Here is a 12,510-nt window from a genome sequence, read left to right as displayed (position 1 = left end):
CATGGACGTGCGGACCGCCGCGGAGGTGCTGCTCGAAGCGGAAAGCGCCGCGACCGCGCGGGGGCCGATCACCGAGCAGTGGCCCGGTCTCGACCTGCGCACCGCCTACGCGATCCAGGACGAGGCGCTGCGGCTGCGTCGGCAGCGCGGCGAGACGCTGATCGGGGTGAAGCTCGGGCTCACCTCCCGCGCGAAGCAGCAACGGATGGGCATCGGCTCGCCGTCGCTGGCCTGGCTCACCGACGCGATGGTGCTGCCCGCGGGCGACCCGGTGCCGCGGGAGAAGATGATCCACCCGCGCGCCGAACCCGAGATCGTGTTCGTCCTGGGGCGCCGGCTCGCCGGGCCGGGCGTGACGGCGGCGACGGCGCTGGCCGCGGTCGTTCGGGTGCACACCGGGATCGAACTCATCGACAGCCGCTACGCCGACTTCAAGTTCACGATGCCCGACGTCGTCGCCGACAACGGCTCGTCCGGGCTGTTCGTCACCGGCGGCATCGGGCGGGCGCCGCAGGAGGTGGACCTCACCCACGAAGCCGTGCTGCTCGAAGTCGACGGGGACATCACCGACACCGCCACCGGCGCCGCCGTCCAGGGGCACCCCGCGGAGGCGCTGGCGCTGGCGGCGAACACGCTCGCCGAGCGCGGGCTGGCGCTGGAAGCGGGCTGGATCGTGCTGACCGGCGGCATGACCGACGCGGTCCCGGTCCGCGCCGGCGCCCGGGTGGCCGCCCACTTCACCACCCTCGGCTCGATCACCGTCTCGGGAGACTGACCTTGCCGTTCATCGACATCACCATCGGCGAAGGCCGCAGCCCCGACACGATACGCGAGCTGATCGCCGAACTGCACGACGCGACGTGCCGCGCTCTCGGCGTGCCCGGGGAAAGCATCCGCATCTGCGTGCGGGAAACACCGTTGACCCACTACGCCGCGGGCGGGCGCACCATCGCCGAACGCCGCGCGGCCGAACAACCGCCAGGGAAGTGACGTGACGACACTCGAAGACCCGAAGACCGCGACGGCCGGTCCGGAACGGATCGCCGACCGCCTCCACCACGACCTGCTGGCGCCGGAGGAAACCCGCGAAGTCCGGCGCCGGGTCAGGGACGTCGCGCAGCGGATCGTCGCACCCGTCGCGGCGCGCATCGCCAACGGCGACGAGCGGACCGACGGGTTCCCCCGAGAGGTGTTCGACGCGCTGGCGGCCGAGGGGCTGTACCGGATCCCGTTCGCCCGCGATGTCGGCGGCGACGGCCTGGCGCACCCGGCGCTGGCGACCGCGGTCGCGGTCGAGGAGCTGGCCTACTACTCCAACAGCGTCGCCGCGATCTTCGACGTGCACTGCATCCTCGCCGGCAACGCCCTCAACCAGGGCAACGCCGAACAGCGGCAGCGGTGGCTGAAACCGTTGGTGGCGGGGGAGTTCGTGGGCGCTTTCGCCACGAGCGAGCCCGCTGCCTCCAGTGACCTGTCGCCGCAGGCCGTCGCCACCGTGGCCACGCAGGCGGACGGCGGGTGAGTGCTCAACGGCCGCAAACGCTGGATCACCAACTCGGTGGTGGCCGGGGTGATCGTGGTGCTGGCCCGCACGGGGGAGCGGCTCTCGACGTTCATCGTGCCGGCCTCGGCGGCGGGGGTGTCCATCGGGACGCCCGACCGCAAGCTCGGCAACAAGGGCCAGATCACCGCCGACGTGATCCTCGACGACGTGCGCCTGGGTCCGGAACACCTGCTGGGCGAGGAAGGCGGCGGTCTCAAGGTCGCCCTGCAGACTCTCACCTACGGGCGCATCGGCATCGCCGCGGCGGGCGTGGGCATGGCGCAGGCCGCCTTCGACCACACCGCCGCGCACCTGGCCCGGCGGCACGCGTTCGGCGGCCCGCTGGCGGGCTAGCAGCACTGGCAGTTCCTGATGGCCGACCGGCTCACCGCACTGACCGCGGCCAGGGACCTCTACGTCAAGGCGGCGTCCCGGATGGACTCCGGTGTCCCGTTCCCGGAGCCGGAGGCCGCGATGGCCAAGGACTTCGGCACCCGCCTGTCGGTGGACATGGCGCGCGACGCCGTGCAGGCCTTCGGGGGCTTGGGGTTCACCCACCAGCGCGGCGCGGACGACGCCGTCGGGCCGGTCGAGGCGATCTACCGCGACTCCAAGATCGGTGAGATCTACGAAGGCGCCAACGAGGTCCAGAAGTGGGTGATCGCGCGGCAGATCTTCGGCCGCGACATCACCGGATAGCGTGACCCCCCACGGGCGGAGGCCCGGTCCCCGCGCGGGGACCGGGCCTCCGCCTTTTCGCCCCGGAGTCGTGATGTCCGGACGGTGGGACGGTCCGGCGGCTCGTCGTCCGGGATGCCGGGATGCGCGTTGAGTCCCCGCCGGGGCGGGCCCGATCCTCGTGACACAGCCCACGCAGACGAGGAGGTCTCGCAGGATGACCAGCACGGAGTCCACTCCCAGCACCACCGGGAAGTGCCCGGTGTCGCACATCGGGGAGTCGTTCGATCCGCTCGCCGCGAACGAGATGTACGAGTTCTACGCGAAGGCCCGCAAAGAGGAGCCGGTCTTCTACAGCCCGCAGCTGGACATGTGGGTGGTCACCCGGTACGACGACATCCTGCAGATCATGCAGGACACCGAGACGTTCTCGGCCGCCAACGTCCTCGAGCTCTACCAGGTCCCGTGCGAGGCGGCGCTGAACATCGTGGGCTCCTCCGGCGTGAAGATCGCCCCCAGCCTCGTCGACGAGGACCCGCCGGTCCACACCCGGCACCGCCAGGCGCTGCGCCGCCCCTTCACCCCGGAGCGGGTCAAGACCCTGGAGCCGATGATCCGGGAGTTCGTCGCCGACAAGATCGACGGTTTCATCAAGCGCGGCGAGGCCGACCTGATCGACGACTTCATGTACGAGGTCCCCGCGCTGGTGCTGTTCCGCATGATGGGCATTCCCGACTCGGACGTGCCCATCACCAAGCAGTTCATCAAGCGGCTGGCCGTGTTCGGGTTCGGCTTCCCCGACGAGGAGGAGCAGGTCGAGCAGGCCCAGAACCTGGCCGACTACTGGGGCTACATCAAGGGGCACATCGAACGGCTCCTCGCCAACCCGGGCGACGACGTGATGAGCCAGTTCATCGCCCAGCTACAGTTGCCGAAGAACTCCGACCTGTGGGACCAGGACTACGTCCAGACCATCATGATGCAGCTGACCTTCGCCGGTCAGGAGACCACGGTCAACGCCTCCGGCGGCATGTACCGGGCGCTGCTGGAGAACCGCGACCAGTGGGAACTGCTGTGCGCCGACCCCAGCCTGGTGCCCAACGCGGTGGAGGAGAGCCTGCGCTTCTACACGCCGGTGCCGCAGTGGAAGCGCATCACCACCAAGGCCACCACGCTGGGCGGCGTCGACCTGCCCGCCGGGCAGCGGCTGCTCATCGCCCTCGGGTCCGGCAACCACGACGACGCCGCCTTCGACGACGGCGACCGCTTCGACATCCGGCGGGACAACGCCAACAAGCACATGGCGTTCGGCTGGGGACGGCACCGCTGCCTCGGCGAGGGCGTGGCGCGGCTGGAGATGCGCATCGCGCTCGAGGAGACCGTGAAGCGGCTGCCCCACATGCGGCTCGTGCCGGGCCAGAACTGGGAATTCTCGCCCAACATCGGGCACCGCGGCCCGGAGCACGTGGACGTGACGTGGGACCCCGCCGCCAACCCGGTGCCGGCGGACCGCCCCTGACCCGATCGCCTCTGACCCGATGGCCGGCGGGTGCCCCGTCACCCGCCGGCTCCCTCCCCGCTGCACCTGAAGGACTCACAGCCATGACCTTTGTGATCACCGAGCGCTGCGTCGGCATCAAGGACACGTCCTGTGTGGAGAGCTGCCCGGTCGACGCCATCAAGCCCACGCTCGACGACGAGGAGTTCGACGACGTCGACCACCTGTTCATCGACCCGGCCACGTGCATCGACTGCGGCGCCTGCGTCCCGGCCTGCCCGAGCGACGCGATCTTCGCCGAGGCGGACGTGCCCGACCAGTGGAAGCACTACATCGCGAAGAACGCCGGCTACTTCGCCAAGGCCGGCTGAGGAGGACGTGGTGAACGCGACCCTGCTCCAGCAGATCGTCGAAGAGCACGCGGCGGCCGTCGTCGCCGGGCACGTGGAGAAGTTCACGCGCGACCTCGATCCGTCGCTGCACGAGCGGATCCCGGCGGTGGCGGCGCTGCTCCCGCAGCCGCTGCGGAGCTTCGAGATCGTCGGGCTGTCCAGCACCGGGGACACCGGAACCAGCCAGACCCGGTACGTGGGCGGCAGCGGTTCGGTGACCATCCGGGCGAGCTGGCAGCGCCGCGGTGACCGGTTCGTCGTCGTCGACGCGGCCCCCGTCGGATGAGGAGTGTCATGCGCCCGCTCTACGTCGCCGTCGTCGGCTCGGGCCCGTCCGGGTTCTACGCCGCGGCCGCCCTGCTGAAACAGCGGGAGCCGGCGATCCACGTCGACGTGCTCGAACGGCTGCCCACCCCGTGGGGGCTCGTGCGGTTCGGCGTCGCACCGGACCACCCGAAGATCAAGTCGGTGAGCGCGGTGTTCGACAAGACCGCCGCCCACGAACGATTCCGGTTCTTCGGCAACATCGAACTCGGCCGCGACGTCGAGGCCGCCGAACTCGCGGCGCGCTACGACGCGGTGGTCTACGCGCTCGGGGCGCCCGCCGACAAACGCCTCGGTGTCCCCGGCGAACACCTCGCGGGCAGCATCGCCGCCGGCGACCTCGTCGGCTGGTACAACGGCCACCCCGACCACACCGGCGTTCCGGTGGCCGGGTACCTGACGGCCCGCCGGGCGGTGGTGATCGGCAACGGCAACGTGGCGCTCGACATCGCCCGGATGCTCGCGATGCCCGCGGACGAGCTGCGGGCCACCGACATCGCCGACCACGCGATGCCGGTGCTGGAACGCAGCTCGATCACCGAGGTCGTCGTGGTCGGCAGGCGTGGCCCGCTGCAGGCCGCGTTCACCCCGGCCGAGCTGCGGGAGCTGGGCGCGCTCGACGGCGTGGACGTGCGGGTGGATCCCGCCGACCTGGAAGCCGCCGGCGATGCCGACGCCGAGGCCGCCGGGAGCACCGTCGCCCTGAACATTGCGGCGTTGCGCGAATTCGCCCAGCGCGAACCGGCGCCGTCCGCCAGGCGCACGATCACGCTGCGGTTCTGCAGCTCTCCGGTCGAGCTGCGCGGCGACGACCGGGTGCGCTCGATCGTCCTGGAACGCAACGCCCTGCGCACCGGCGAGGGCGGCCGGGTCGTCGCCGAGCCCACCGGCGAACGGGAGGAGATCGCCGCCGAGCTCGTGATCCGCGCCGTCGGTTACCGCGGCGTGCCCTGCCCAGGGCTGCCGTTCGACGAACATCGGGGCGTGATCCCGAACGTCGACGGCCGCATCGAGGGGCGCCGCCACGAGTACGTCAGCGGCTGGATCAAGCGCGGTCCCTCCGGGATCATCGGTACGAACAAGAAGTGCGCCGGCGATACGGTGAAAACGCTGCTGGCCGACCTCGCCTCCGCCGAGCCGCCCGCGCGCGATCCGGACTACCACCGGCACCTGGCCGAGTGGATCCGATCCCGCCGCCCCGGCCTGGTCACCTACGACGAGTGGCAGGTCGTCGACGCCCACGAGCGCGCCCTCGGCGAGCCAGCCGGCCGCCCGCGGGTGAAGTTGTGCTCCATTCCCGAACTGCTCCGCGTCGCCCACGGCCGGGCTTGAGAACCCACCACAGGAAGGAAAACGACATGAAGGTCACCGTCGACAAGGACCGGTGCGAGGCGCACGGGCAGTGTGTGATGGCCGCCGAGGGCGTGTTCGCGCTCGGGGATGACGACGACGTCGTGACGGTCCTCGACGAGACCCCGGGGGAGGACCGCCGCGCCGAGGTCGAGCACGCCGCGGCGCTGTGCCCGGTGGCCGCGATCAAGGCCGGGGACTGACGGTGGAGCGGATCGTCGTCGTCGGCGCGGGGCTGGCGGGCGTGCGTGCCGCGGAAACGCTGCGGCGCAGGGGCTTCGCCGGTGAGCTCACCGTCATCGGCGACGAACCGCACCGCCCGTACAACCGTCCGCCACTGTCCAAAGAGGTCCTCAGCGGTGCGCAGGACCCGGATTCCTGCCTGCTCCCGTCGGACGGGATCGAGGCGACCTGGCTGCTCGGGCACGCCGCCACCGGCCTCGATCTCGACCGCCGCGTGGTCGGGATCGGCGATGACGAGGTCCGCTTCGACGGCCTCGTCATCGCCTCCGGGTGCGCCGCCCGCCCGTGGCCCGGAGCCGAGGGGATCGCCGGGGTGTACACGCTGCGGGGCCTGGACGACGTCGCCGCGATCCGGTCCGCGCTCGCGGGCCGGCCCCGCACCGTCATCATCGGCGCCGGCTTCATCGGCTGCGAGGTCGCGGCGTCGCTCGCCAGCCTCGGTGCCGACGTGACCGTGGTGGACCAGGCGAGCCGGCCGATGGTGCCACTGGGACCGGCGCTCGGTGCGCGGGCCGAAGCACTGCACCGGCGGCACGGCGTGGGTTTCCGCCTGGACGCCGGGGTCGCCTCGGTGGACGGCGGGTCGGTCACCCTGTCCACCGGGGAAGTCCTCGCGGCCGATCTGGTGCTGGTCGCGATCGGGGCGGTGCCGAACGTGGGCTGGCTGGCCGGCTCCGGGCTGAAGCTGGCCGGCGGTGTCGAGTGCGACCGGTATTGCTTCGCGATCGGCCAGGAGAACATCGTCGCCGCCGGGGACGTCGCCTCCTGGCAGGCCGGCCGGGGCCTGACCCGCGTCGAGCACTGGACGAACGCCGCCGAGATGGGCATCGCCGCCGCGGTGAACCTCCTCGCCCCGCCGGGGGAGCGCGTGGCCTACGACCCGGTGCCGACGATGTGGTCCGACCAGTTCGGGCACCGGTTCCAGGTGGCCGGCCACCTGGCCGACGCGGAGGAATTCCACACCGTCGTCGACGAGGGTGACGTGCTGGTCCTCGAAGGCGTCGCCGCGGGGAGGCTGGTCTGCGCGGCGGCGATCAACGGCGGATCCCGCATCGCCAAGTACCGGCGGAAGCTGATGGCGCGATGACCGAGGGGGCGCACGCGCCCCCTCGGATCAGTTCCGCGTCAGCACGCCCTGCCGCCAGCCTGCGGACGCTGCGGACAGCCTCCGCCCGATCTTGCCCGCCGCCACGCTCACGGACTTCCGCAGCTCCTTGCTGCGCGGGCGGAAGCGCGTCGCCGGCACCGTGACCGACACGGCGGCCACCACCGCGCCGTGCTCGTCCCGAACGGGCGCGGCGACGCACTGCACCTCCGCGACCGCTTCGCCGTCGTCGAACGCCACCTGCCGCGCGCGGACCTGGTCCAGGCACGCCCGCAGGCCGGCGGGATCGGTGATGGTCGTGGCGGTCAGCCGCTTGAGCCGCGCCTGGGCGAGCACGCGGTCGATTTCCGCGTCGTCCCGGTGCGCCAGCAGCACCTTGCCGATCGCCGTGCAGTGCGCGTCCAGCCGCGAGCCGACTCGCGCGCCGGTGACGGTCACCTGCTGGTGGGCCACCACCTTGTCCAGGTAGAGGACCTTGCCGCGCTCCCACACGCCCAGGTGGACGGTCTCGCCGACCTCCCGGGACAACTCCTGGATCGCCGGCTCCGCGCACGTACGCAGGTCCACTCCGGAGCGCATCGCCTCGCTCAGCTCCACCACCCGCCAGCCCAGCCGGTAGCGGCCGCGGCCCCGGCACTGGAGCAGGCCGGTGTCGACCAGGGTCGAGAGCAGGGCGTGGGTGCTGGAGCGCGGCGTGCCCAGGGTCTCGGCGACCTCCGCCACGCCCCATTCCGAGCGTTCCGGGGTGAAGAGGTCGAGGATCGGGCCGATCCTCTGGATGGTCTGCAGCACCGAAGCCTCCGTATCGCCGCTGATACCGATGTCGCGTCGTCCACTTTCGCTGGTCGTGACCGCGGTCACCACGGGATCGGTACGGAGAAACCTACGGAGAGCCGCCCGGCCGCTCGCGCACCCAGGCGGCGATCTGCGTGCGTGAGTGGTAGCCCAGCTTGTTGAGGATGTTCTCGACGTGGGATTCGGCGGTCCGCTGCGACACCACCAGCGTCTCGGCGATCTCCCGGTTCGTCAGTCCCTCGGCGACCAGGTCGGCCACCTGCCGTTCCCGCCTGGTCAGCGGCGACTTCCCGCGCTCGGGAGGCGCCTCGGGCGTGCCCAGCGCGCACGAGACCGCCTCATCGGCCGCGAGGTGCTGTCCTTGTGCGTGGCTCTGCTCGAAGCGGGCGTCACCCAGTGCCGCGCGCAACTGCGAGGCGCACTTCTCGTGGGCTTCCAGATAGGGGGCGAAACCGAACATCGGCTGCCCGACCGGGAGCCACAGCTGGCGGTTCGCGCCGAGCAGCCGGGCGGCGCGCTCGTGGTCGCCGGCCTCCGCCATGACCCACACGAGGACCTCGACCGCGCACGGGATGCCGAACCAGTCGCCGAGTTCCCGCTTGATCCCGATGCATTCGCGCAGCACCTCGAACGTCGGCTGCGGCTCCCGGCGCGACCACCCGATCAGCCCCAGCACCCACAGGGCCCACGAAGCCGCCCAGCGTTCGCCCAGCTCGGCGCTGAGCCGCCGGCACTCCTGGCAGGTGCGTTCCGCCTCCTCCGCCCGTCCGCACACCACCTGGAGCCAGCCCAGGGCCGCGAGCCCGATGAGCGAGACCGAGTCCCAGGACGCGCCGTCCCGGTACGGTGACATCGCGCTGGTCAGCAGAGTCTCGGCCTGGGCGAGCCGGTTGCCGAGCAGCAGGTGGATGCCGAGGAACTGCTCGGCGCGGGAGACCGCCTCGTCATCGCCGAGCTGCCGGGCGCTGCGCAGGCACTCGTTCAGGGCTGCGGCCGAGGCAGCGGCGTCGCCCTGGATCTGGCGTACCCAACCCGAGACCCACAACGCGCGCGACCGATCAGGGGTCTCTTCGGCGAGCACCTCGACCGCCCGGTCGAGCCACCGGCGCCCCTCGCGGCTGGCCCCGCACACCCACAGATAGCCGAGGTCGGTCGCCATGCGCGCGCCGTCGGGCGGATCGTGGTCGAACGCGTGCTGCAGGGCCGCGCGCAGGTTGTTCTGGTCCCGGCGGAGCTTCGCCGACCAGGTCAGCTGAGCCGGACCTGACCACTCGCGCCACGCCTGGGCGGCCTGCCGGGCGTAGTGGTCGCGGTGCCGGGCGCGGGTGGCCGGCTCGGCGCCGCTCTCGTGCAGCACTTCCAGGCCGAACTGCCTGATCGTCTCCAGCATCCGGTAGCGGGCGGCGGGTGCGCTGTGTGGTTCGCGGATCACGACGGACTTGCCGACCAGCGCGGTCAGGGCGTCGATCACCACCGGCGCGGACAGGTCCGCGTCCGCGCACACGGCGACGGCCGCGCCGAGGTCGAAACCGCCGCTGAACACCGACACCCGGGCCCAGACGGCCTGCTCGGCCGGTGTGCACAGGGTGTAGCTCCAGTCGACGGCCGCCCGCAGGGTCTGGTGCCGTTCCGGCGCGCCGCGCACCACGGTGGGCAGGGCCTGGAAGTGGTTCTCGAGCAGGTCGAGGATCTCGGTGACGCCCAGCGCCTGCAGGCGCACGGCCGCCAGCTCGATGGCCAGCGGCATCCCGTCGAGCCGCGCGCACAGCCGGGCCACGCCCTCCCGGTTCTCCGGGGTGAGCTCGAAACCCGGCACCGCGGCCGCCGCGCGCTGGGCGAACAGTTCGACCGCCTCGAACTCCAGCAGCTTGCGGGCCGGCAGGCCGGCCAGTCCCTGCTCGGGCACGCTCAGCGGCGGGACGGCCCACACGTGCTCGCCCGGCGCGTGCAGCGCCTCCCGGCTGGTCGCCAGGATCCGCACGTGCGGCGCCGCGCGCAGGATGGTCGCCGCGAGCCGGGCGCACGCGTCGAGCACGTGCTCGCAGTTGTCGAGGACCAGGAGCAACTTCTTGCCGCGCAGGTGGTCGGTCAGGACAGTCTCGGAGGAGGTCATCGACTGGTCGACCACGCCGAGCGCGTCGACGACGGCGTGCCCGACCATGTCCGGATCGCGCAGGTCCGCCAGCTCCACCAGCCAGACCCCGTCCGGGAAGCCCCGTCGCACGCTCTCGGCCACGTGCACCGCCAGACGGGTCTTGCCCATGCCGCCCGGCCCGAGCAGCGTGACCAGCCGGGCGGCCCCGAGAAGGGCCCGCACCTCGGCGACGGCGGCGCGCCTGCCGACGAAGCTGCTGACCGACTCGGAGCCGGGGAGGTTGCCGGGAACGCGCGCCAACGGTCGCCAACCTCCTCGTCGTCGAGTTCACCGCGCGTGCGCACGCGCGGCGGGGTTGCCCAAGGTTACCGTCCAGCTCAGCCGACGGTCCGCAGGTGATCGGCTTGATCGACTGTCACGAGCTGAACACGCCCCGAACTCCTGTCACAGTCCGCCGACCGGGTATAGCATTTGCTATATGGAGCCCGGTGATGAGCTGGCCGCGTCGTTGGCACAGGTGGCGGCAGAGGCCGACCGGATGCGCGCTACGGCCAGCGCCTCCCTCCGCGAGGCGGTCGGGAAGGCGGCTGACCAGGGGATGACGCAGAAGCAGATCGCCAAGGCCATCGGGCGGAGTCAGCCGGAGGTCTCGCGGTTGATCAGGGCTTATCGCGCCGCTCGGTTCCACCCCACCTCGCCGGCTGGGCGGGTTCTGGCCCGGCACCGGAGCGAGGTTCTGGCGCTCGCGCACGCCCACAAGGCGAGGAACGTCCGCGTCTTCGGCAGCGTCGCACGTGGGGAAGATGATGAGGGCAGCGACATCGATCTGCTGGTCGATCTCGACCCGGGTGCTGATCTGGTCGACCTTGCCGCGCTGGACATCGAGCTGGAGCGGTTGCTCGGCTACCCGATCGACATCGTGCCCGCCCGGATGCTCAAACGCGATATCGCGCCGTCGGCGCTCGCGGAGGCTGTCGAGCTGTGACCAGACGCCGTCGCAAAGACTCTCAGCACCTCGCTGATGCGCGCGACCACCTGCGCGTGTAGCAGGAGCATCTCGCGCGGGGTTCGCTGGCGGACACCCTGATCCGGGACGCGGTGAGTCACCGGCTGGAGGTCGCCGTCGATGCCGTCGCCAAGGTGAGTCCGAGTCTGCTCGAGGCCGAGGCGCCGGAGGACTGGCCCAGAATCGTGGGTATGTCGCTCCGGATGCGGGGCGACGCCGGTGAAACCGGTGTCGGTTCACCACCCGATCTTCAGGGACCGGTCGGGGCGACTGCGGCCGGCCTGGGCCAGGCTGGTGTCCGGTGTCCACGGGTAGAGGTCCCGGGAGGGCGGCTGGGCCATCACCTCCAGCAGCAGCAGGGAAGTGTCCTCGACGGTCCGCGCCAAGGGGCCCTCGGCGCCCGCCGCGAAGAAGGAGCCCGCAGGCGCGAGGCTCAGCAGGCCCCTGCTCGGCTTGATGCCGACCAAGTGACATGCGGCCGCCGGAGTGCGGGTGGAGCCGGCGGCGTCGCTCGCGTGGGCGATCGGGAGTGGACCGGCGGAAACGGCAGTCGCCGCACCGCCGCTGGAGTAGCGACCCGTGTCGTGCGGGGTGACCGCGGGCACGGGAGTGACGGCGTTCCAGGTGCCGAACGATGTGGCGAGGCAGGCTGTCGCGTGGAGGTCCTTGATGCCGATGGGGATACCGCCCAGCGGGGTGTGCTCGCCGCGCGCCAGTTGCTCGTCGGCGTGATCGGCGTCGCGAAGGGCGAGCGCGGGGTCGACCGTGACACGGCATCGAGCTCGCCGTCGAGCTTGGCGATGCGATCGAGGTAGTGCTGGGCCAGCTCCCGTGCGGAGATCTCGTGACTGCGCAAGGCGCGCAGCTGCCCGGCGGCGGACAGGTCGTGCGAGTGACTCATCGCGCTGCCGCCCCGGCCGTGATGACGCGGTACGCCGCGCTGGCCACGGCGTCGAGGAAGTCTGTCACCGTGCTCGACGGCACGCTCCAGGGACCACCGCAGCGAGCCCCTTCGGCGCAGGTCCATGGTGCGGAAGGCGGCCTCGGCTTCGTCGTGGCCGGCCAGATCGGAGAGCCAGCCCAGCAGGCTGTCCATCCAGGGTTCCGACCACGACCGGGCGAGATCACCGGCGTAGGCCTGGAAGTCGGAGAGCAGCGAGCCGGTGGCGACCTCGAATACCGGTGGGAGGTGCACGTCCAGGGTGTCGGCGATCAGACGGACCTGGTGGGCCAGCGCCGATACACGTCGCTGCGGTGCGGCGCCACTTACCCCGCTCCCTCATCAGAGATGTCAGCGTGTCGTCGCAATCAGAGCGTGGACCGGAAGTCGCTCGCGACGGTCAGGAAGGACTGTGGCGCGCCATCGAGCATGACTTCGACGCGCGATCGTGCTCGACAACATGTTTGCCCAGCCTCAACGGCTATCGGTCTGTGCCCGGCTTCGGGAAGCGGATGGGTGGACTCCGATCCAGTCCTCGGCT

General features: G+C 71.6%; 13 protein-coding genes and 2 pseudogenes. 11 read left to right on the top strand and 4 right to left on the bottom strand.

Annotation, left to right across the window (positions count from 1 at the left end; genetic code table 11):
• The first annotated feature begins 1 nt into the window (after window position 1).
• The 10 genes and pseudogenes from AMY39116_RS0300320 (at window position 2) to AMY39116_RS0300280 (ending at window position 7,115) form a co-directional block, all read left to right on the top strand.
• Window positions 2–775 carry a 2-keto-4-pentenoate hydratase gene (locus tag AMY39116_RS0300320; protein ID WP_051123463.1) on the top strand — a complete coding sequence of 258 codons (774 nt, stop codon included), beginning with the start codon at window positions 2–4 and terminating at the stop codon, window positions 773–775.
• 2 nt (window positions 776–777) lie between these two features.
• On the top strand, window positions 778–990 hold the full coding sequence (locus tag AMY39116_RS0300315) for a tautomerase family protein (protein ID WP_020415709.1): 213 nt from the start codon (window positions 778–780) through the stop codon (window positions 988–990).
• A gap of 1 nt (window position 991) precedes the next feature.
• A complete protein-coding gene (locus AMY39116_RS47050; protein ID WP_020415708.1) occupies window positions 992–1,522 on the top strand; it encodes an acyl-CoA dehydrogenase family protein in 531 nt (176 codons plus the stop codon).
• A pseudogene (locus tag AMY39116_RS47260) lies at window positions 1,523–2,242 on the top strand (acyl-CoA dehydrogenase family protein). It abuts the gene before it with no gap.
• 196 nt (window positions 2,243–2,438) lie between these two features.
• Complete coding sequence (locus AMY39116_RS0300305) at window positions 2,439–3,740, top strand: cytochrome P450 (RefSeq protein ID WP_020415705.1); 1,302 nt, start codon at window positions 2,439–2,441, stop codon at window positions 3,738–3,740.
• Between the two features lie 83 nt (window positions 3,741–3,823).
• On the top strand, window positions 3,824–4,090 hold the full coding sequence (locus AMY39116_RS0300300; protein ID WP_020415704.1) for a 4Fe-4S binding protein: 267 nt from the start codon (window positions 3,824–3,826) through the stop codon (window positions 4,088–4,090).
• 10 nt (window positions 4,091–4,100) lie between these two features.
• Window positions 4,101–4,397 carry a hypothetical protein gene (locus AMY39116_RS0300295; protein ID WP_020415703.1) on the top strand — a complete coding sequence of 99 codons (297 nt, stop codon included), beginning with the start codon at window positions 4,101–4,103 and terminating at the stop codon, window positions 4,395–4,397.
• 8 nt (window positions 4,398–4,405) lie between these two features.
• Window positions 4,406–5,767, top strand: coding sequence for an FAD-dependent oxidoreductase (locus AMY39116_RS0300290; protein ID WP_020415702.1), 1,362 nt, complete (start codon window positions 4,406–4,408; stop codon window positions 5,765–5,767).
• A gap of 26 nt (window positions 5,768–5,793) precedes the next feature.
• Entirely contained in the window at window positions 5,794–5,988 is a 195-nt protein-coding gene (locus AMY39116_RS0300285; RefSeq protein WP_020415701.1) for a ferredoxin, read from the top strand.
• A 2-nt stretch (window positions 5,989–5,990) separates the two neighbouring features.
• Complete coding sequence (locus AMY39116_RS0300280; RefSeq protein ID WP_020415700.1) at window positions 5,991–7,115, top strand: NAD(P)/FAD-dependent oxidoreductase; 1,125 nt, start codon at window positions 5,991–5,993, stop codon at window positions 7,113–7,115.
• Between the two features lie 27 nt (window positions 7,116–7,142).
• Here AMY39116_RS0300280 and AMY39116_RS41795 read toward each other — a convergent pair whose 3' ends face one another.
• Both AMY39116_RS41795 and AMY39116_RS0300270 read right to left on the bottom strand, forming a co-directional pair.
• Window positions 7,143–7,925, bottom strand: coding sequence for an IclR family transcriptional regulator (locus tag AMY39116_RS41795; protein WP_020415699.1), 783 nt, complete (start codon window positions 7,923–7,925; stop codon window positions 7,143–7,145).
• A 91-nt stretch (window positions 7,926–8,016) separates the two neighbouring features.
• Window positions 8,017–10,323: a LuxR C-terminal-related transcriptional regulator gene (locus AMY39116_RS0300270; RefSeq protein ID WP_020415698.1), complete on the bottom strand. Its 2,307-nt coding sequence runs from the start codon at window positions 10,321–10,323 to the stop codon at window positions 8,017–8,019.
• A gap of 178 nt (window positions 10,324–10,501) precedes the next feature.
• On the opposite strand from AMY39116_RS0300270, the gene AMY39116_RS0300265 reads away from it, so the two are divergent.
• Window positions 10,502–11,008 carry a nucleotidyltransferase domain-containing protein gene (locus tag AMY39116_RS0300265; protein WP_020415697.1) on the top strand — a complete coding sequence of 169 codons (507 nt, stop codon included), beginning with the start codon at window positions 10,502–10,504 and terminating at the stop codon, window positions 11,006–11,008.
• Between the two features lie 257 nt (window positions 11,009–11,265).
• Here the strand turns inward: AMY39116_RS0300265 and AMY39116_RS46525 are convergent, their stop codons facing one another.
• Complete coding sequence (locus AMY39116_RS46525) at window positions 11,266–11,634, bottom strand: amidase family protein (RefSeq protein ID WP_020415696.1); 369 nt, start codon at window positions 11,632–11,634, stop codon at window positions 11,266–11,268.
• 30 nt (window positions 11,635–11,664) lie between these two features.
• A pseudogene (locus AMY39116_RS48005) lies at window positions 11,665–11,808 on the bottom strand (hypothetical protein); the annotation flags it as partial.
• Window positions 11,809–12,510 lie beyond the last annotated feature (702 nt).

Origin of the sequence: Amycolatopsis sp. ATCC 39116 (assembly GCF_000231075.2) — a bacterium.
GTDB classification, from domain to species: domain Bacteria; phylum Actinomycetota; class Actinomycetes; order Mycobacteriales; family Pseudonocardiaceae; genus Amycolatopsis_E; species Amycolatopsis_E tucumanensis.
The sequence above is the reverse complement of the archived record's forward strand: the minus strand, read 5'-3'. Positions and strand labels throughout refer to the sequence as shown.

Bases quoted from the DNA above. Each gene is read 5' to 3' on its own strand.
- AMY39116_RS0300320 (WP_051123463.1), top strand. From the start codon at position 2: ATGGACGTGCGGACCGCCGCGGAGGTGCTGCTCGAAGCGGAAAGCGCC.
- AMY39116_RS0300265 (WP_020415697.1), top strand. From the start codon at position 10,502: ATGGAGCCCGGTGATGAGCTGGCCGCGTCGTTGGCACAGGTGGCGGCA.
- AMY39116_RS0300285 (WP_020415701.1), top strand. From the start codon at position 5,794: ATGAAGGTCACCGTCGACAAGGACCGGTGCGAGGCGCACGGGCAGTGT.
- AMY39116_RS0300300 (WP_020415704.1), top strand. From the start codon at position 3,824: ATGACCTTTGTGATCACCGAGCGCTGCGTCGGCATCAAGGACACGTCC.
- AMY39116_RS0300305 (WP_020415705.1), top strand. From the start codon at position 2,439: ATGACCAGCACGGAGTCCACTCCCAGCACCACCGGGAAGTGCCCGGTG.
- AMY39116_RS0300290 (WP_020415702.1), top strand. From the start codon at position 4,406: ATGCGCCCGCTCTACGTCGCCGTCGTCGGCTCGGGCCCGTCCGGGTTC.